The organism is Bradyrhizobium sp. USDA 4341, assembly GCF_054063755.1.
The window spans coordinates 2,080,771-2,098,491 of sequence record NZ_JBSSGO010000002.1 but is presented as its reverse complement, the minus strand read 5'-3'; the positions used below and the strand labels follow the sequence as shown (position 1 = coordinate 2,098,491).

Annotated in this window: 18 protein-coding genes; 8 read left to right on the top strand and 10 right to left on the bottom strand. The window is 63.5% G+C overall.

Annotation, left to right across the window (positions count from 1 at the left end; genetic code table 11):
• Window positions 1–19: 19 nt before the first annotated feature.
• From ACVIGB_RS15975 to ACVIGB_RS15955, 5 genes are read right to left on the bottom strand one after another with little or no spacing between them, the layout of a single operon-like run.
• Window positions 20–637, bottom strand: a complete 618-nt coding sequence (locus ACVIGB_RS15975; RefSeq protein WP_456721904.1) for a hypothetical protein — start codon at window positions 635–637, stop codon at window positions 20–22.
• Window positions 634–1,482: an ABC transporter permease gene (locus tag ACVIGB_RS15970; RefSeq protein ID WP_176529981.1), complete on the bottom strand. Its 849-nt coding sequence runs from the start codon at window positions 1,480–1,482 to the stop codon at window positions 634–636. Before ACVIGB_RS15970 ends, ACVIGB_RS15975 begins: the two co-directional genes overlap by 4 nt.
• The gene (locus tag ACVIGB_RS15965) at window positions 1,479–2,294 is read right to left on the bottom strand and encodes an ABC transporter ATP-binding protein (RefSeq protein WP_456721905.1); all 816 of its coding nucleotides are present in this window, start codon (window positions 2,292–2,294) and stop codon (window positions 1,479–1,481) included. The genes ACVIGB_RS15970 and ACVIGB_RS15965 overlap by 4 nt, the downstream gene beginning before the upstream one ends.
• The gene (locus tag ACVIGB_RS15960; RefSeq protein WP_456721906.1) at window positions 2,291–3,259 is read right to left on the bottom strand and encodes a YVTN family beta-propeller repeat protein; all 969 of its coding nucleotides are present in this window, start codon (window positions 3,257–3,259) and stop codon (window positions 2,291–2,293) included. Before ACVIGB_RS15960 ends, ACVIGB_RS15965 begins: the two co-directional genes overlap by 4 nt.
• A 13-nt stretch (window positions 3,260–3,272) precedes the next feature.
• Complete coding sequence (locus ACVIGB_RS15955) at window positions 3,273–4,454, bottom strand: ABC transporter substrate-binding protein (RefSeq protein WP_456721907.1); 1,182 nt, start codon at window positions 4,452–4,454, stop codon at window positions 3,273–3,275.
• A 198-nt stretch (window positions 4,455–4,652) separates the two neighbouring features.
• On the opposite strand from ACVIGB_RS15955, the gene ACVIGB_RS15950 reads away from it, so the two are divergent.
• Window positions 4,653–5,129: a DUF3280 domain-containing protein gene (locus ACVIGB_RS15950; RefSeq protein ID WP_456725163.1), complete on the top strand. Its 477-nt coding sequence runs from the start codon at window positions 4,653–4,655 to the stop codon at window positions 5,127–5,129.
• A gap of 194 nt (window positions 5,130–5,323) precedes the next feature.
• On the opposite strand, the gene fghA is transcribed toward ACVIGB_RS15950, so the two are convergent.
• Together fghA and ACVIGB_RS15940 are read right to left on the bottom strand one after the other, a co-directional pair.
• A complete protein-coding gene (gene fghA / locus ACVIGB_RS15945; RefSeq protein WP_456721908.1) occupies window positions 5,324–6,169 on the bottom strand; it encodes an S-formylglutathione hydrolase in 846 nt (281 codons plus the stop codon).
• 24 nt (window positions 6,170–6,193) lie between these two features.
• On the bottom strand, window positions 6,194–6,814 hold the full coding sequence (locus ACVIGB_RS15940; RefSeq protein WP_456721909.1) for a response regulator: 621 nt from the start codon (window positions 6,812–6,814) through the stop codon (window positions 6,194–6,196).
• Between the two features lie 181 nt (window positions 6,815–6,995).
• Here ACVIGB_RS15940 and ACVIGB_RS15935 point away from each other — a divergent pair, with 181 nt between their 5' ends.
• Entirely contained in the window at window positions 6,996–8,360 is a 1,365-nt protein-coding gene (locus ACVIGB_RS15935) for a histidine kinase (RefSeq protein ID WP_456721910.1), read from the top strand.
• On the opposite strand, the gene ACVIGB_RS15930 is transcribed toward ACVIGB_RS15935, so the two are convergent.
• The gene (locus ACVIGB_RS15930) at window positions 8,357–8,773 is read right to left on the bottom strand and encodes a YkvA family protein (RefSeq protein WP_456721911.1); all 417 of its coding nucleotides are present in this window, start codon (window positions 8,771–8,773) and stop codon (window positions 8,357–8,359) included. The genes ACVIGB_RS15935 and ACVIGB_RS15930 overlap by 4 nt on opposite strands.
• Before the next feature lie 29 nt (window positions 8,774–8,802).
• Entirely contained in the window at window positions 8,803–9,777 is a 975-nt protein-coding gene (locus tag ACVIGB_RS15925) for a helix-turn-helix domain-containing protein (RefSeq protein ID WP_092125863.1), read from the bottom strand.
• Between the two features lie 422 nt (window positions 9,778–10,199).
• Between ACVIGB_RS15925 and xoxF5 the strand changes: the two genes are divergently transcribed.
• The 6 genes from xoxF5 to ACVIGB_RS15895 all read left to right on the top strand — a co-directional run bounded on the left by xoxF5 (window position 10,200) and on the right by ACVIGB_RS15895 (window position 16,684).
• Window positions 10,200–12,002 carry a lanthanide-dependent methanol dehydrogenase XoxF5 gene (xoxF5, locus tag ACVIGB_RS15920; RefSeq protein WP_456721912.1) on the top strand — a complete coding sequence of 601 codons (1,803 nt, stop codon included), beginning with the start codon at window positions 10,200–10,202 and terminating at the stop codon, window positions 12,000–12,002.
• A gap of 124 nt (window positions 12,003–12,126) precedes the next feature.
• The gene (locus ACVIGB_RS15915) at window positions 12,127–12,603 is read left to right on the top strand and encodes a c-type cytochrome, methanol metabolism-related (RefSeq protein ID WP_212310769.1); all 477 of its coding nucleotides are present in this window, start codon (window positions 12,127–12,129) and stop codon (window positions 12,601–12,603) included.
• A gap of 50 nt (window positions 12,604–12,653) precedes the next feature.
• Window positions 12,654–13,763, top strand: coding sequence for an S-(hydroxymethyl)glutathione dehydrogenase/class III alcohol dehydrogenase (locus ACVIGB_RS15910; protein WP_050405342.1), 1,110 nt, complete (start codon window positions 12,654–12,656; stop codon window positions 13,761–13,763).
• A 33-nt stretch (window positions 13,764–13,796) separates the two neighbouring features.
• Window positions 13,797–14,360: an S-(hydroxymethyl)glutathione synthase gene (gene gfa, locus ACVIGB_RS15905; RefSeq protein ID WP_092115643.1), complete on the top strand. Its 564-nt coding sequence runs from the start codon at window positions 13,797–13,799 to the stop codon at window positions 14,358–14,360.
• Window positions 14,361–14,511: 151 nt separating this feature from the next.
• Window positions 14,512–15,465, top strand: a complete 954-nt coding sequence (locus ACVIGB_RS15900) for a hypothetical protein (protein ID WP_456721913.1) — start codon at window positions 14,512–14,514, stop codon at window positions 15,463–15,465.
• A 76-nt stretch (window positions 15,466–15,541) separates the two neighbouring features.
• On the top strand, window positions 15,542–16,684 hold the full coding sequence (locus ACVIGB_RS15895; protein WP_456749160.1) for an epoxide hydrolase family protein: 1,143 nt from the start codon (window positions 15,542–15,544) through the stop codon (window positions 16,682–16,684).
• Window positions 16,685–16,789: 105 nt separating this feature from the next.
• Here the strand turns inward: ACVIGB_RS15895 and ACVIGB_RS15890 are convergent, their stop codons facing one another.
• On the bottom strand, window positions 16,790–17,254 hold the full coding sequence (locus tag ACVIGB_RS15890) for a GNAT family N-acetyltransferase (RefSeq protein ID WP_456721914.1): 465 nt from the start codon (window positions 17,252–17,254) through the stop codon (window positions 16,790–16,792).
• Window positions 17,255–17,721: the final 467 nt, after the last annotated feature.

Below are 17,721 nucleotides of genomic sequence, written 5' to 3'. Positions count from 1 at the left end.
GGGGCGAGCGGCCGCAGGCCTAATCCAGCTCCTGCTGGATGGTGCGGCCGAGCGCGAACAGCCGCTGATCGATGATGGTCGGCACCTCGCAGACGAATTTCACCACGCGTCCGCGGTCCTCGAATATCCGCGTCTCCCAGACCAGCTGATTGCCGAGCTCATCGACTTTAGCCTGGTCCGGCGGCGTGGCATCCTGCAGCGCCTGCAGCGCGATCGTATCGGCGCGGATCTTTTCCGCGGCCTCGCGCTGCTTGCGCATCACGCGCTCCAGCCCGTTCATGACCGAGGCCCGCTGGCCATTGAGCGTATCGAACAGCCCCGCGAACAGCAGCTTTCCCGCATTGGCCTTGTCGGCCGCTGCGGCCGACAGGAATTCGGTGATCTCCTTCTGCGCATCCTCGAGCGGAACGCGGCGCGCCGCGAGCTTGGTCGCAAGTTGGCTGATCTTCGGATCGTCCCGCCACTTGGTCTCGGCATCGCCGAGCGGCGGCCCGGCCCAGACCGCGGCGAGCGCGATCTCGGGCACCTTGGCCTGAGCGCATGGCCAGTCCGGGTAACGCGGGTCGGCAGCGACCGCGACCTGGTTCGACAGAACCGTCGCGAGCAGCGCGCCGAGTGCTGGCCGCCAGCCTGTCATGCCTCGCCTCCGCCGGGTCCGCGGCGCACCAGGCCGCGCGATGGATCGTAGGCCAGGATCGCGCCGATCATGAACACCACCGTGCAGCCGCCGACCACCGCGAGCGAAACCCAGTTCATCTTGCCGTACAGCGCAAACCGGATCAGCTCCACCGCATGCGTGAACGGATTGCACTGGCAGACATAATACAGCATCGGGCTGCCTTCCTGCACGCGCCAGAGCGGGTAGAGGGCCGACGAGGCAAAGAACATCGGGAAGATGACAAAGTTCATCACGCCGGCGAAATTCTCCAGCTGCTTGATGCTGGCCGAGATCAGCATGCCCAGCGCGCCGAGCATCAGGCCCGACAGCACCAGCGCGGGAAGCACGGTGAGGTAGCCGAGGGTCGGCGGCGTGATGTCCCAGAACCACGCGATCAGCAGGAAGGCGTAGACCTGGAGCAACGACACCGCGGTGCCGGCGAGCAGCTTGCAGAACAGAAGATAGCCACGCGGCAACGGGCTGACCAGCAGTGTCCGCATGTTGCCCATCTCGCGGTCATAGACCATCGACAGCGAGGATTGCATGCCGTTGAAGAGCTGGATCATCGCCATCAGGCCGGGCGCGATATAGACCTCGTAGAGGATGTAGGTCTCATAGGGCGGGATGATCGAGATGCCGAGCACCTGACGGAAGCCGGCCGCGAAGATGAACAGCCAGACCAGCGGCCGGACCAGCGCCGAGACGAAGCGCTCGCGCTGATGCAGGAAGCGCAGCGCCTCGCGCCATACGATGCCGTTCAGGCAGACGATGTATTCCGACACCGAGAAGCCGCTTCGCTCAGGCGTGACCGTCGTGCTGCTCATGTTGGCGGTTTTCCGGTGAGGGTTGCCGTTCCGGTCAGGCGCATGAATGCGGTGTTGACGTCCTGCGCGCCGGCGTCCGCGATCACGCGCGACATCGGGCCGTGCGCCAGCATCCGGCCCTGGTGCAGCACGACAAGGTCGTCACCCGGCATGATCTCGTCGAACAGATGCGTTGCCCAGAGCACGCCGATGCCCTGTTCGGTGACGAGCTGGCGGACATGATCGAGAATGTCGGCGCGCGCCTTGACGTCGAGCCCGACGGTGGCCTCGTCAAGCAGCAGCAGCCGCGGACGGTGCAGCAGCGCACGGGCGATCTCGAGCCTTCGCATCTGGCCGCCCGAGAGATCGCGCACCTTGCTCGTGGCGCGGTCGGCAAGACCGATGCGGCCGAGCACCTCGGCGCTGCGCAGCCGCGCCTCGCGCCGCGAGATGCCGTGCAGCGCGGCGTGATAGAGCAGGTTTTGCGTCAGCGAGAGGTCGAGATCGAGCGTGCGCGGCTGGAACACGACGCCCATCAGCCGTAGCGCTTCACCCGGCGTCCGGCTGATGTCGTGATCGAAGATCCTGATCTGGCCGTTCTGGATCCCGAACAGCCGCGTCACCAGCGAGAACAACGTGCTCTTGCCCGCGCCATTGAGGCCCAGCAATGCGGTGAAGCTCGCAGGCTGAACCGTGAAGTTGATATCGATCAAGGCGCGTCGCGGACCGTAGCTGTGGCTGACATTGCCGATCGACAGCGCCGGCGGCACGGCCCCTACAGGGCCTGCATCCACCGAGGGCTGGCTCGCGATATGGGCGTCGGTTGCGGTCATGGCTGCGCGATCGTGATCCCCCAGGGCAGTTCGCCGACCTGGATGGTCTTGATCACCTTCTGGGCTGCGATGTCGATCACCGAGACGTCGTTCGAGACGCCGTTGGTGACCATCAGATATTTTTCGTCGGGCGTGAAATCCATGTGCCAGACGCGCTGGCCGACCAGCAGATATTTGAGGACCTTGTGGGTCGCGCCGTCGACCACCGCGACGCGGTTGGCGGGACCGAGCGCAACGAACGCGGTCTTGCCGTCCTTGGTCATGCCGATGCCGACGGGCTGGATCGCCTCGTTGCGCAGGCCCGGGATTTCGAAGGTGATCTTGCCGGTGACCTCGCGCTTGACCGGATCGATGATCGACACCGTGCCGCCGATCTCGGAGGAGACCCACAATTCGGAGCCGTCGCGTTTGAACTGGGCGAAGCGCGGCCGCGAATCGACCAGCACATTGGCGACGATCTGGCGCGTCGTCGTGTCGATGAAATGCGCCATGTTGGTGGTTTCGGACGTGTTGATCAGGATCTTGCCGTCCGGGCTGATCGTCATGCCCTCGGGCTCGACGCCGACCTGGATGTCGCCGAGCCGGGCGCGCTTCTCGAGATCGATCACGGTGACCGTGTTGTCGTTCTCGTTGGCGACATACATGGTCTTGCCGGCGCCATCCTGGGTGAACAATTCCGGGTCGGGGCCGGAGGGCAGGGTGTCGACGATCTCCTGGGTCTTGGTGTCGATCACCTGGATCGTGTCGTCATCGCCGACCGCGACCATCACGAACTTGCCGTCGCGCGAGAACTCGATGCCGCGCGGCCGCTGGCCGACCTTGATGGTTTTTGTCACCGTCCAGCTGTTGGTGTCGATGACCGTGACGGTGTTGCCCTTCTCGTTGGAGACGTAGGCAACGAAGGCGGACGCCGGTGTCGCGGCAAGCCATACGAGCATCCCGGTCAACAGGCAGCGGCGCCACATGCGTTTATCTCCCTCACTGCAGCTTGCACTTCGTTTCAGGCCGGTCAACACCGAGCGTGTCGAGTTCGGAGACCTGATGCAGGAAACCTTCCTGCGGCGAGACCGAAACGACCATACGACCATCGGCCAGCAGGATCGGCTGGCGGAGCTGCAGATTCCAGTCTCGCAGGGTCAATCGCGTGCCCTTGAAGGCGGCGATCGAGAAATCCTTGCCCTTGAGGAAGGCGATGACCTTCCTGGGATCGCCCGAATTGGTGCGGGAGGTGGCTTCCCCAATCATGCGCGCAGCGGTCCAGGCCTGCATGTCGAGCGCCGTCATGCGGCGCATGTTCAGCTTGACGAAGCGGTTCTGGATCTGGACCGCGCCCCATTGGTCATGCGCCGCGTCCCAGCTGGTCGGCACCAGGCCCGCCGAGCCGGCCACGGGACGCGGGTCCCAGGTCCGGTAAGGCAGATAGTTCGCGAACACCTCGCTCTCGTCGGCGGCGACCAGCACGTCGTAAGCCGGCGCCTGCTGCGTGAACACCGGCATCTGACGCTGGATCAGCGTCACGCCGCTGTCGGTGCGGCGCGCGCCGCCGGTGTCCTCGAATGTCCGTTCCTGGACGATCTTGGCGCCGAAGCGCGTCGCGGCGCGTCGCAGCGCGTCGGCGTAGAGCTTGTCCTGATCGTGCGAGCCGGTCACCAGCAGCCAGCGCTTCCACTGCTTCCACACCAGGTACTGGCCAAGCGCATCCGCCAGCATCGAGCGGGTTGGTGCGACATGGATCACGTTGGCGCGGCAGTCCTGCTCGCGCAGCCGATCGTCGATCGCGCCCGCATTCAGCAGCACGGTGCCGCGATCGCGCAGCGCGTCGGCGACCTTGAGCAGGGCATCGGCGGGCAGGTCGGTGATGATATAGTCGTTGTGGCCGGCGAGATCGGTCGCGACCTTGGCGACATCGTCGCTGTCCTTGACCTTCACCTCGTCGAGCACGAAGCGCTGGTTGAGGAATTTTCCGGTCGTATTGTTGTCCTCGATCGCAAGGCGTGCGCCGGCGATGCCGTCATTGTCGGCCGGTTGCTCGACCAGCGAGAGCGTCGACTTGATGCCGGCATGGCCGAGATAGCCGATATGGACCTCGACGGGATCAGCGGCCAGCGCTCCGGTCGCCACCATGCTGAGCGCGATCGTGCCGATCAGCCATCGGAACATAACTCCTCCCGTAGTCATTCTTCACTCGGCATGGCATTGTCGAAAGGCGGCTTCCGCTTTTCTGGGCCATGCGTTGACGTGCAAGATGCCGGAATTGGCCGGGCTTGCAACCCCGCTTTTTGTCGTTGCGCGGTACCAAATTTCGATTGGTTCACAATCATGAGATCAGCGTTCGTCTTCGTCATATCTTTGCTGCTGATGTCAGCGACGGCGCGCGCCGAACCGCCCAAGCTCGCGGTGTTCGACCTCGAGATGATCGACACCAGCCTTCAAGGGGAGGTCGACGGACCGCGGACCGACGAACAGGCGCGGTTGCTGCGCACCGGCGATCAGGTGCGTAAGGAGCTTGCAGATTCCGGCAAGTTCCACGTGCTCGATATCGCGCCTGTCAATGCTGCGGCGCACGGCAGCAATCTTCAGGCCTGCGGCGGATGCGACGTGAAGCTGGCCGGCGAGCTAGGCGCTGACCTCGCGATGACCGGTGTGGTGCAGAAGGTCTCCAACCTGATCCTCAACATCAATCTCTATCTGCGCGACGTGCATACCGGGCAATTGGTGGCAGCAGTGAGCGCCGACATGCGCGGCAATACCGACGAATCCTGGTCGCGCGCCACCGATTACCTCGTGCGCAACCGCCTGCTCCCGCCGAACTACGGCGCCCCGCAAGCCCGTTAGCTGCCGGGCACAAATGTGTGACCGTCATCCCCGCGCAAAGGCTTCGCCTTTGTCGCTGGAGGTGCGAGCCTCTTCGGCGAGCCTCGAAGGATGAATCGGCCACCAGCCGGGCCGTACATCCTTCGAGGCTCGCTACGCTCGCGCCTCAGGATGAGGGAGATGGACTGGCGCCATCCTTTCCCGCTGGGAAGCGCTCACGCCTTCAACCGCGCGGCGTGCCAGCGCAGGTGATCGGCCATGAAGGTCGAGATGAAGTAATAGCTGTGGTCGTAGCCGGGTTGACGCCGCAAGGTGAGGGGGATGTTGGCCTTCTCACAGGCGGCCTTCAGGAGCTCGGGCCGCAGCTGTTCAGTGAGAAAACCGTCGGCATCGCCATAGTCGACCAGCAGATCGGAGAAGCGGGCGCCGTCCTCGATCAATGCGACCGCGTCGTGCTTGCGCCACGCCTGCTTGTTGCTGCCGAGATAGCCGCCCAGCGCCTTGTTGCCCCACGGCACCTGCGACGGCGCCACGATCGGCGAGAACGCGCTGGCCGCGCGATAGCGATCGGGATAGCGCAGCGCCACCGTCAGTGCGCCATGGCCGCCCATGGAGTGACCGAGAATCGATTGCCGCGCCGTGTCGACCGGGAATTGCTCGGCGATCAGTTTTGGCAGTTCCTCGGTGACGTAGCTCCACATCCGGTAATTGGTCGCGAACGGCTGCTCGGTCGCATCGACATAGAAGCCTGCGCCGAGGCCAAAATCGTAAGCGTTGGCGGGATCGCCGGGGACGCCTTCGCCGCGCGGGCTGGTGTCGGGTGCGACGAAGATCAGGCCGAGCTCGGCACATGCCTGCCGGAACTCACCCTTCTCGGTGACGTTGGCGTGCGTGCAGGTCAGGCCCGACAGATAGGTGACGACGGGCAATCTGGCGCCGGCCGCATGCGCGGGGACGAACACCGAGAAGGTCATATCGGTCTTGGTCTCGCGGCTTGGATGCCGGTAGACGCCTTGCGTGCCGCCATGCGACTTGTTCTGGGAAACCGTCTGCATTGCCATATTCCTCTGTGTTGGAGCGCGACGTCAGCCGACGCCGCTCTCGATCGCGAGGCGCACCAGCTCTGCCGAGGTGCGCACGCCAAGCTTCTGGCGCATGATCGATGACGTGTTCGCGACCGTCTTATAAGACGAATGCACCAACCAGGCGATCTCCGACAGGCTCTTGCCGGAACTGAGCAGGCGCAGGATCTCCATCTCGCGCGAGGTCAACTTGGAGAGCGGATTCTGTGCGAAGCCCGGCCGCGCAAAGGCGACGTTGCGTGCGATCGCGGGCGGCAGATAGACGCCGCCATTGCCAACTTCGCGCACGGCCTCCACCAGATCGTTGGGGTCGCCGGTCTTCGAGACGTAGCCCTTGGCGCCGATGTCGATGGCGCGGGCGGCGAACACAGGGTCGTCGTTCATGCTGAACATGATGAGGCGCGCGGATGCATCGCGGGTCAGGATACGGCGGGCCAGCTCGAAGCCGGAGACCGTCGGCAGGTTGATGTCGATCACGCAGAGATCGGGCTTCTCCGCGACGAACGCCTGTTCGCCGCTTTCGGCATCCGCAGCTTCCAGCAGGATGATCTCGGGATCGTCGGCGAACACGGTGCGACAACCGGAGGCAACGATGGGATGATCATCAACGATCAGAATGCGCATGGCGTTGTTCCGGCGACCTGCTTCGACTAGCTCATCGTTACATCGATTTGCACGAAGAACACCTCGGTTCCGACCGGTTGTGCACCTCGCACGAGATTGCGATAGGGTGCGATTAGATAGCCGGGCAAATTTGGCTGTCAACGATCCTCTCGGAGGAGGGATCGCGGTCGGGGGCAACGTCATGTGGCAAAAGCTATCCTTGCGCGCACGGATCAACCTGCTGCTGGCGCTGATACTGGCGCTTGGGTTGGGCATCAATATTGCGCGGCTCGTGCTGGAAGCGGGGCCGCGCGTCCAGGCCGAGGACCAGAGCGTGATCCGGCTGGCGCGCGAGTTTGTTGCCACGATGGTGGCCGGTCTCGACGAAGCGCCGGATCCGGATGCGCGGCTCGACCAGATCGTCCAGGACCTGAGCCGGCTGCGTCATGTCAGCATCACGCGGCAGGATGACGCGACCGCAAAATCTGCCGAGCGCCTGGCGGAGGCAGGCGATTCGCGCGCCCCGCCCGAGTGGTTCGTCGCGCTGGTTCATCCCGAGCAGACCTCGGTGCGGGTGCCGATCTCGGTTCACGGCAAGCCGCAATCGCTCTTCATCACCTCGCATCCCGATGACGAAATGGCCGAGATCTGGGACGGCATCGTCACCCAGATCGAGGTCGGCTCGGCGATCGCGGTGGCGCTGCTGCTGGTGACCATGCTGGTGGTCGGCCGCGCACTTGCGCCGCTGGAAGCGCTGTCGCAGGCCATGACCGGTATCGAGGCCGGGGATTACGACGCGCGCGTCGAGCCCGGCGGATCGCCTGAACTGGCGGCGATCTGTGCCAAACTGAACCATTTGGCGGCGACCCTTGGCGAGGCCGTGGACAGCAAGCGGCAGCTGGCCGAACGTGCGGTCTCGCTGCAGGATTCCGAACGCAAGGAGATCGCGCGCGAATTGCACGATGAGTTCGGGCCCTATCTGTTCGCGCTGCGCGCGCACGCCGGCGCGCTGACGCGGCTGTCGGAGGTCGAAAAGCCCGATCCTGCTGCGCTACGCAAGCACGGCAGCGCTATCCTCGAGCAGGTCAACGCGCTTCAGCAGTTCACTCGCCGCATCCTGGAGCGATTGCGGCCGGTGGGTTTGGCGGAGCTTGGGCTTGCGGAAGCGCTTGGCGCGCTGGTGCGGCTGTGGCGCGAGACTCACCCGGAGGTGGAGATCGAGAGCAGCATATCGCCTGATCTCGGCGAGACCGGCGAGACGGCCGATCTGACGATCTATCGCATCGTCCAGGAGGCGCTCACCAATGTGTTCCGCCACGCCGGCGCAACGGCGGTCGATATCACGATCGAGCCTGCGGAACGGCAGACCGGCCTGCGCGGCAGCCGCGGCTGCGCGCTGGTGCGTGTCCGCGACAACGGCCGCGGCCTGCTCAGGGATCACCGGCTTGGCCGCGGTTTGACTGGCATGCAGGAGCGAATCCTCGCGCTCGGAGGCACGCTCAAGATCAATTCCAGCGATGATGGCGTGACGGTCGAGGCGCTGGTGCCAAAGGCCGCACAGGCTTAGCGCGCAGTTCGCGGCCAGTATGCGAAGACGGCCCATGCCAGCGCGAGCGCACCGGCGATCCAGAGCACGATGATCGCGATCATTCCCCCTCGACTGATCGGGCGCTGCAAGACGGCACTGGCATTGGCGCGGCATTCGGTCATCACCTCATCCGGAACGAGCGAGATCGCAAGCCAGATGCCCAGCGGCAGCAGGATCAGATCGTCGAGATAGCCAATGACCGGGATGAAATCCGGAATCAGGTCGATGGGCGAGAGCGCATAGGCCGCGATGGCGACGGCGAGCGCCTTTGCGTACCACGGTACGCGCGGATCACGTGACGCGAGATACAGCGCAACGCTGTCCCGTTTCAGGTTGCGCGCCCAAGCCTTGATTGAGGAAAGTTTGATTGCGGAAAGCTTGATGGACAGCATGGCGTGGCACCTGCACGCCAGGCGAAACGCTATTCCAGTACCACATCGACCGGCATGCCGCCGTGCAGACCCTTGTGCACGGAGGAGGGCGCGATGCCAAAATACTTCCGGAATACGCGGCTGAAATGCGATGAGCTCGAGAAGCCCCAGGAGAACGCGACGTCCGTGATGGTCTTGCCGTTCTGGGATTCCAGCTCCTGCCGGCAATTTTGCAGCCGAGCCTTCCAGATGTAATCGCTGACCGTCATGCCGCGATCGCTGAACAGCATGTGCAAATAGCGCTTCGAGCAGCCGAGCGCCGCGGAAATGCGGTCGATGCAGAGATCGGGATCGCGCAGATGCTCGCGGATGAAGCCCTGGGCCCGCACATAGGTCGCCTCGGCGCTGCCGCGGTCGAACATCGCGCCGGTCTCACGCAGCGGCAGCAGCAGCAGGTCGATCAGCGCATCGGCCACGCCGACGGCGTTGACCGGGGTCAGCGTGGGCGCTTCGCCGAATGCGGCATGCACGAAATCATAGGCGATGCGGCCGGTGCCATTGCGCGCCGACAGCTTGCATGGCGCCATCTTGGAGAGCTGGAAGCCGCGCTCCTTGAGCAGGTCCTTCGGAACGATGACGACCTCGTGACGCGTCAGGGACGGGCTGATGATCGTGTGCGGACACGACACGTCGTAGGCGAAGCAGTCGCCCGGCATGATGTCGAAGTGCAGACCGTCCTGCTCGAAATGCGAGACGCCGTGGGTCTGGAAGACGATCTTGATGTAGGGATGCTCGCTCAGCCTGATGCGCGAGACGGTATGGGCGATGCGGTGCTGGCTTGCCTCGATCTGGCACAGCTTCAGTCGTGATACCGTCGTGAAATTGATCCGGCCCTCAAGCGAGGATCCTTCCAGCGCATCGACGTCGAACTGACCGCACAGGTCAGTGAGCGCATCCGACCAGCGCTGGATCTGCCGCTTCGGCGTCAATCCGTTCGTGCTGAGTGAATGGACTGTATCGGACATCTTTCCAGCCACCGATTCGATCCCCAACGTGACTGCTCACCGAGCTGAAATCTGGCCCGGGATGATGCGCCTTCTCCCTGATTCTGAACAGCTTAGGGAGGCGGCGGGACTTCTTCCCGGATAATGTCGGGTGATCCTCCGACTTAGTTCTGGGCGCGTCAAGCGCAACCTTGGGCCCGTTCTACTCCGACGCAGGAACAGCACTGAAGACGTTTGATGCCCTGCAACATGAAGCAGCCTTACCTGCCAATTCGCGGCCCGACCGCAAAAATCTGACAATGCTTCGCTTCTGAGCAAACGGCGCTTCGCTGCTGGGCAAGTCAACGCGGTTCGATAGGACTACCAGTGAGGTACCAAAATGGAAGAAGTGGGGCCGTTTCGGCGGAAACCCTTGAGCTCATGAACCTGGGAGGAAATCCACGATGCGCAAGCTGCTTTACGCGACCAGCCTTGGGGCAATGGCGGTGTTCGCCGCCGGAGCTGCCAACGCCAATGACGAACTCCACAAGATGACGCAGAACCCGAAAGACTGGGTGATGCCGACCGGCGATTACACCAATCAGCGCTATTCGAAGCTGAATCAGATCAACGCCCAGAACGTCGGAAAGTTGCAGGTAGCGTGGACGTTTTCGACCGGCGTGTTGCGCGGTCACGAAGGCGGCCCGCTGATCATCGGCAACATGATGTACGTGCATACGCCGTTCCCGAACAAGGTCTACGCTATTGACCTTTCCAAGGACAATCAGATCGTCTGGAAGTACGAGCCGAAGCAGGATCCGAACGTCATTCCGGTGATGTGCTGCGATACGGTTAATCGCGGCGTTGCCTATGGTGACGGCAAGATCATCCTGCATCAGGCCGACACCACGCTGGTTGCGCTCGACGCCAAGACCGGCAAGGTGGAGTGGAGCGTCAAGAACGGCGATCCGAGCAAGGGATCGACCGGTACGTCGGCGCCGATGGTCGTCAAGGACAAGGTCCTGGTCGGCATCTCCGGCGGCGAGTTCGGCGTTCAGGCCCACATGACGGCCTACGACCTCAAGACCGGCAAGCTGGTCTGGCGTGGCTTCTCGGAAGGTCCGGATGACCAGCTCCTGGTCGACGACAAGACCACCGAGCTCGGCAAGCCGGTCGGCAAGGACTCGAGCCTGAAGACGTGGCAAGGCGATCAGTGGAAGATCGGCGGCGGCGCGACCTGGGGCTGGATCTCCTACGATCCCGAACTGAACCTCGTCTATTACGGATCGGGCAACCCCTCGACCTGGAATCCGAAGCAGCGTCCCGGCGACAACAAGTGGTCGATGACGATCTGGGCGCGTAACCCGGATACCGGCGTTGCCAAGTGGGTCTATCAGATGACGCCCCATGACGAATGGGACTATGACGGCGTCAACGAAATGATCCTCTCGGATCAGAACATCGACGGCAAGGCGCGCAAGCTGCTGACGCACTTCGATCGTAACGGCCTCGGCTACACGCTCGATCGCGCCACCGGCGAACTGCTGGTCGCCGAGAAGTATGATCCGAAGGTGAACTGGACCTCCGGCGTCGACATGAACAAGAGCTCGCCGACCTATGGTCGTCCGAAGGTTCTTGACGCAGCGTCGACCGACAAGGCCGGCGAAGACCACAACGTCAAGGGCATCTGCCCGGCGGCGCTCGGTTCGAAGGACGAGCAGCCGGCGGCCTACTCGCCGGATACGCAGCTGTTCTACGTGCCGACCAACCATGTCTGCATGGACTACGAGCCCTTCAAGGTGAGCTACACCGCAGGTCAGCCCTATGTCGGCGCGACGCTGTCGATGTATCCGCCTCCCGGTGAGACCAACATGGGCAACTTCATCGCCTGGGACGGCAAGACCGGCAAGATCGTGTGGTCGAACAAGGAGCAGTTCTCGGTCTGGTCGGGTGCACTCGCGACCTCCGGCGGCGTGGTGTTCTACGGCACGCTGGAAGGCTACCTGAAGGCAGTCGACGCCAAGACGGGCAAGGAGCTCTACAAGTTCAAGACTCCGTCCGGCATCATCGGCAACGTCACCACCTATGAAAACGGCGGCAAGCAGTACATCGCCGTGCTGTCGGGTGTTGGCGGTTGGGCAGGCATAGGCCTCGCGGCTGGTCTGACTGATCCGACGGCCGGTCTCGGTGCAGTCGGCGGCTATGCCGCGTTGAGTAACTACACCGCGCTCGGTGGAACGCTCACCGTGTTCGCGCTGCCGCAGTGAGCTGAGCAACCCTCGTTCCGGCGCATGGAGCGATCTCCATGCGCCGGTCCGTCTTCAATCCGCACGCGAGGATATGCTTTTGCGTAAGATCTGGTTTGTGACTGCCGCGATCTTCGTCGTGGCAATGGGAGGAGTTGCCTCCGCCGAGGACGTAGGTGATCCGGCCGCCGTCAAGTCCGAGGACGGCAAGTATCTCGACAAGGATGGAAACCCGACGTTCAAGGTCGCGTCCGACGGTACGGTGGACTGGTACACTTACTCGGGCTACCGCCGCTATCATTCGGAGTGCCACGTCTGCCACGGACCCGACGGCATGGGCTCGACTTACGCGCCGGCTTTGAAGGATTCGCTGAAGACCATGAGCTATCCCGACTTCATGGGCGTGGTCGCGAGCGGGCGCAAGAACGTGTCGACGTCGCAGGAAAACGTCATGCCGGCATTCGGCGATAACCCGAACGTTGCCTGCTACATGGACGACCTCTATGTGTACCTGCGCGCCCGCGCCAATGATGCGGTTGGGCGTGTTCGACCGGCCAAGCACGAAGATAAGTCGGATGCCTATGGAAAGGCGGAAGACGCCTGCATGGGCAACAAGAACTGAGCGTGATCGGCGCGAATGACAAACCTGTTTGATGTTTTGTGGAGACCAAGATGAAGACCCGCGCCGCAGTTGCATTCGAAGCCAAGAAGCCGCTTGAGATCGTCGAGCTCGACCTGGAAGGCCCCAAGGCCGGCGAGGTCCTTGTCGAGATCAAGGCGACGGGCATCTGCCACACCGATGCCTATACGCTCGACGGCTTCGACAGCGAAGGCATCTTTCCCTCGGTCCTCGGGCACGAAGGCGCCGGCATCGTTCGCGAGGTCGGCGCCGGCGTGACGTCCGTGAAGCCGGGCGATCACGTGATCCCGCTCTACACGCCGGAATGCCGCCAGTGCAAAAGCTGCCTGAGCCAGAAGACCAATCTCTGCACCGCGATCCGCGCCACGCAGGGCAAGGGCGTGATGCCCGACGGCACCTCGCGCTTCAGCTACAAGGGCAAGACGGTCTTCCACTATATGGGCTGTTCGACCTTCTCGAACTTCACCGTGCTACCCGAGATCGCGGTGGCGAAGATCCGCGAGGACGCGCCGTTCGACAAGAGCTGCTACATCGGCTGCGGCGTCACCACCGGCGTCGGTGCGGTCGTCAACACCGCCAAGGTGACGCCGGGCTCCAACGTCGTGGTGTTCGGCCTCGGCGGCATCGGCCTCAACGTGATCCAGGGCGCCAAGATGGTCGGCGCCGACAAGATCATCGGGGTCGACATCAACGACTCCAAGGACAATTGGGGCCGCCAGTTCGGCATGACGCATTTCGTCAACCCGACCAAGGTGAGCGGCGATATCGTGCAGCACCTGGTGGGCCTGACCGACGGCGGCGCCGACTACACCTTCGACTGCACCGGCAACACCAACGTGATGCGCCAGGCGCTGGAAGCCTGCCACCGCGGCTGGGGCGTGTCGGTCGTGATCGGCGTCGCGGAATCCGGCAAGGAGATCGCAACCCGGCCGTTCCAGCTCGTCACCGGACGGGTTTGGAAGGGCACCGCGTTCGGCGGCGCGCGCGGCCGCACCGACGTGCCGAAGATCGTCGACTGGTACATGAACGGAAAGATCCAGATCGATCCGATGATCACCCACGTGCTGAAGCTCGACGAGATCAACAAGGGCTTCGACCTGATGCACGAGGGCAAATCGATCCGTTCGGTCGTCGTGTTCTAAATTCAAAACACCAAGCACTAGGAGGATAGGTCAATGACTGTTCATATCCACCCGTCAGTCGACAACGGCGTCAAGCAAGGCTCCGGCAGTTTTGCCGGCGGCACACTGGTCTGCAAATGCGCGGACAAGAAGGTCAAGGTCGGGGTCAAGGGCGACGTCGCCCACAACCACGCCTGCGGCTGCACCAAATGCTGGAAGCCTTCGGGCGCCACTTTCTCGGTGGTCGCGGTGGTTCCGCGCGAGAACGTCACCGTGCTGGAGAACGGCGACAAGCTGAAGATCATCGACGCCGCGGCGGTGATCCAGCGCCATGCCTGCACCGGATGCGGCACGCACATGTACGGCCGGATCGAGAACAAGGGCCATCCGTTCTATGGCCTCGACTTCATCCATCCCGAGCTGTTCCAGGAGTCCGGCTCGGCGGCGCCCGGGTTCGCCGCCTTCGTCTCGTCCGTGATCGAGTCCGGCGTCAAGCCGGCCGATATGGCCGGGATCAGGTCGCGGCTGAAGGAGCTTGGGCTCGAGCCCTATGACTGCCTGTCGCCGGCGTTGATGGACGCGATTGCCACCCACGTGGCGAAATCCAAGGCAGCCTGATCAAGGCAGCCTGACCGCGGCAGCCTGACAAGGGCGGCACGACCGGCCGGCCCTGACGAGATCCGGCGCCGGCAGAGGGCCTGCCGGCGACGGATATGCTGGTAGTACCCGTGACCTTGAACCTTGCATGCCCTGCGGGCGACCACAGGGCATGCATTTTATTTTCCGCGTTGCCCTCGTCCTATCCCCGATCCTGGTCCTTTCGCCGGCCCGCGCCGCGTCGCCGGAGGACCGCTACTTTGCCGCACGCGACGCTGCGATTGCCAAATTCGCCAAGCTGTCGAACGACAACAAGATCAATGAGGCCGTCGACAAGGCAGAGGCAGCCGCGCGTGACGAGCTGAAGGGGCAGCTGATCGCGATCCTGTCCCAGCCCGCCCGGCCTGGCTTTGCCCCGGCCCAGCTCAATCTCGACACTCTATATAAAGGCGATATGGGGTTCGGCATGCTGGACGGCCTGCGCTTCGACGCCGACACCGGCAGGGACGGCGGCAAGATCGGCGAGAAACGCGCCGACGGCAGCTTCGTCGAGCCGAAAGCCCACATCATCGTCACCTCCGAAGCCCTGTTCACGCGCTGGCTGCACGAGCACAAGGCGTGGTGGGACAAGGGCAGCAAGAATGTGCCGCAGCAGGTTGAACCGGCCCTGAAGTTCGAGGGCCTCTACACTCAGGCGATCTCGACCGACGCCGCTGTGATCAACTTCAACGAGCTGCCGGTCGCCAAGCCAGCGTCGGCCACCCTGACTTACGGTTTCCTCGCCGGCCGCACCCAAGACTCGACGCCTGAGGCCGCCGACGAGGTGTTTGTCGCAGCTCTCGCCAACGGCAAGTTCTACATCGCCTATGGCGAGATCGAGCCCACGGTGCAGGTGCCGGCCTGCGCGACGATCCGCGCCGACTACAACAAGAAGGCCGACGAAGCAGCCGAGAAGCTGCGCCAGAAGCGGATCGACAAGAAGGCCTATGACAAACTCGGCGACCTGCGCCAGCAGGGCGACGATGCATTCAAGCGCTGCTTCGTCCAGCACGCCCCGGAACAGCCGGCATTCGCCGAAGCCACCAAACGGGCCCAGTCTCTGTTGGAGACGGCGATCGGCAAATAGCGTCGCTTGGCGGTTTGATCGGCTGGCGGTCCGACCCTATGTTCCCCAGGCAGATTTCGAGCCCCGGGGAGACGCCATGAATACCGCCATCAGTCCGTTTCGCATCGCCGTCAGCGACGATGTTCTTGAGGATCTCCGCACCCGGCTGCGCCGGACCCGCTGGCCGGAAGCCGAACTGGTCGACGACTGGAGCCAGGGCGCGCCACTGCAATGGATCAAGGATGTCTGCCGCTATTGGGCCGAGACCTATGATTGGCGGCAGCGCGAGGCGCAGCTCAATCGATTCAGCCAGTTCACCACCGAGATCGACGGGCTCGACATCCACTTCATCCATGCCCGCTCGAAGCACCCGGAGGCGCGGCCGCTGATCATCACCCATGGCTGGCCGGGATCGGTGGTCGAATTCCACAAGGTGATCGAGCCGCTGACCGATCCGACGGCGCATGGCGGCAGCGCGGCCGATGCCTTCCATGTGGTGTGCCCGTCCTTGCCGGGCTTCGGCTTCTCGGCCAAGCCTACTGCAACAGGCTGGGGCGTCGATCGCATCGCCCAGGCCTGGGCCGTCCTGATGGAGCGGCTGGGCTACGCCAGGTACTTCGCGCAGGGCGGCGATTGGGGCTCAGCGGTCACGACCGCGATCGGCGGGCAGGATGCGGCGCACTGCGCCGGCATCCACATCACGCTTGCGATGTCGACCCGGCCCAATGTCGAGGGCCAGCCGACGCCGGAGGAGACCCGCGCGCTCAACGGCATCAAATACTACGCCGACTGGGATTCCGGCTATTCCAAGCAGCAGTCCACCCGGCCGCAGACGCTTGGTTACGCGCTGACGGATTCGCCGAGCGGGCAGGCGGCCTGGATCCTGGAAAAGTTCTGGGCCTGGACCGACTGCGACGGGCATCCGGAAAACATCCTCAGCCGCGACGAACTGCTCGACAATGTCATGCTGTACTGGGTGACCGAGACGGCCGCATCGTCGGCGCGGCTCTATTGGGAAAGCTTTGGGCCCGGCAAGCGAACCCCGCACAAGGTGAGCGTGCCGACCGGTGTTGCCGTGTTCCCCAAGGAGATTGTCACGCCGGTCCGCAAATGGATGGAGACGAATTTCACCAACATCCAGCACTGGCGCGAGATGCCGAAGGGCGGACATTTCTCGGCGTTCGAGCAGCCCGAGTTGTTCGTTGGCGAGGTGCGGGAGTTTTTCGGGAAGCTGCGCTAGCCGTGCAGCTAGTCGCGTAGGATGGGTAGAGCAAAGCGAAACCCACCGACCTCGCTTGCGGCGCGCATGATGGGTTTCGCTTCGCTCTACCCATCCTACGAACTGCTACAGAAGTCCCCGATAAATCCCCGGCGCGGAGCCTTCGATGGTCACCGCGCCGACGGCCTTCGCATAGAATTCTGCCGGCCCGACGCCGCCGATGATGGCGTAGCCGAAGCCCTGGTGTTTCATGTCCTCGAGGCAGGCGAACAGCAGTGCCTTGCCGATGCCGCCCTGCTGCGCCTTCGGGGCGACGCCGGTCGGACCGAAGAAGTTGCGGCAGGCCGCGTCGTGGCAGGCGAATCCCACGATCTTCTTTTGCTGGATCGCGATGAAGCAGGAGACCGGTTGGCGGCTGAACGCAACCTCGGTTTCGCTGGCCCACGCCTCGCTGAACGTTTCCCGTACCCAGGCTGTGACCTTGTGCTTTTCGGGAGCGAGCGCCCGGCGCATGACAATTCCGGCCTTGAGCAATCGATCGTAGGCAGGCCGGGAATCGGGCAGGGCATAGAGTTTGACGAGCATGTCCATCCCGCGACCTTAGTTGAAAACGCGTCCCGCGGGCAAATCGTGTGAGAAAGTGGGGCGCGCTAGCTGTGCAGCGCGTGGTTAATCCACCCATGACACGGGTCTGCCTCGTCATTCCGGGGTGTCCGAAGCACGAGCCCGGAATCCATCGGGCCGCCGGCTTTGTGGATGAATGGATTCTGGGTTCTCGCTTCGCGAGCCCCGGAATGACGGATCTGTCGCGATAGATAGCGGCGGGTCGCGGGGCGGACCGTCGAGCACCGCTGTTATTTCCGCCGTTGCTTGTTCGCGATCCTGGCTTCACATGCAACAGCCCAGAAATACCCGCCGCAGAATGCAACAATCGCAACGATCACGGCGGCGGCGATAATCTCTTGCATGTCGGCGGCTCTCCAAATACACGTACCTTGCATATGTGGGAATTATACCCACGCATGACGAATCTCGGTTTCGAGATGTGACGGGGCGGA

What these genes read in the sequence shown, in the direction of transcription:
- ACVIGB_RS15930 (WP_456721911.1), bottom strand. Translation starts at nt 8,773, where the DNA reads ATGCTGTCCATCAAGCTTTCCGCAATCAAACTTTCCTCAATCAAGGCT.
- xoxF5 (WP_456721912.1), top strand. Translation starts at nt 10,200, where the DNA reads ATGCGCAAGCTGCTTTACGCGACCAGCCTTGGGGCAATGGCGGTGTTC.
- fghA (WP_456721908.1), bottom strand. Translation starts at nt 6,169, where the DNA reads ATGGCAATGCAGACGGTTTCCCAGAACAAGTCGCATGGCGGCACGCAA.
- ACVIGB_RS15935 (WP_456721910.1), top strand. Translation starts at nt 6,996, where the DNA reads ATGTGGCAAAAGCTATCCTTGCGCGCACGGATCAACCTGCTGCTGGCG.
- ACVIGB_RS15970 (WP_176529981.1), bottom strand. Translation starts at nt 1,482, where the DNA reads ATGAGCAGCACGACGGTCACGCCTGAGCGAAGCGGCTTCTCGGTGTCG.
- ACVIGB_RS15965 (WP_456721905.1), bottom strand. Translation starts at nt 2,294, where the DNA reads ATGACCGCAACCGACGCCCATATCGCGAGCCAGCCCTCGGTGGATGCA.
- ACVIGB_RS15960 (WP_456721906.1), bottom strand. Translation starts at nt 3,259, where the DNA reads ATGTGGCGCCGCTGCCTGTTGACCGGGATGCTCGTATGGCTTGCCGCG.
- ACVIGB_RS15950 (WP_456725163.1), top strand. Translation starts at nt 4,653, where the DNA reads ATGTCAGCGACGGCGCGCGCCGAACCGCCCAAGCTCGCGGTGTTCGAC.
- ACVIGB_RS15955 (WP_456721907.1), bottom strand. Translation starts at nt 4,454, where the DNA reads ATGTTCCGATGGCTGATCGGCACGATCGCGCTCAGCATGGTGGCGACC.
- ACVIGB_RS15940 (WP_456721909.1), bottom strand. Translation starts at nt 6,814, where the DNA reads ATGCGCATTCTGATCGTTGATGATCATCCCATCGTTGCCTCCGGTTGT.
- ACVIGB_RS15915 (WP_212310769.1), top strand. Translation starts at nt 12,127, where the DNA reads ATGGGAGGAGTTGCCTCCGCCGAGGACGTAGGTGATCCGGCCGCCGTC.
- gfa (WP_092115643.1), top strand. Translation starts at nt 13,797, where the DNA reads ATGACTGTTCATATCCACCCGTCAGTCGACAACGGCGTCAAGCAAGGC.
- ACVIGB_RS15900 (WP_456721913.1), top strand. Translation starts at nt 14,512, where the DNA reads ATGCATTTTATTTTCCGCGTTGCCCTCGTCCTATCCCCGATCCTGGTC.
- ACVIGB_RS15890 (WP_456721914.1), bottom strand. Translation starts at nt 17,254, where the DNA reads ATGGACATGCTCGTCAAACTCTATGCCCTGCCCGATTCCCGGCCTGCC.
- ACVIGB_RS15925 (WP_092125863.1), bottom strand. Translation starts at nt 9,777, where the DNA reads ATGTCCGATACAGTCCATTCACTCAGCACGAACGGATTGACGCCGAAG.
- ACVIGB_RS15975 (WP_456721904.1), bottom strand. Translation starts at nt 637, where the DNA reads ATGACAGGCTGGCGGCCAGCACTCGGCGCGCTGCTCGCGACGGTTCTG.
- ACVIGB_RS15895 (WP_456749160.1), top strand. Translation starts at nt 15,542, where the DNA reads ATGAATACCGCCATCAGTCCGTTTCGCATCGCCGTCAGCGACGATGTT.
- ACVIGB_RS15910 (WP_050405342.1), top strand. Translation starts at nt 12,654, where the DNA reads ATGAAGACCCGCGCCGCAGTTGCATTCGAAGCCAAGAAGCCGCTTGAG.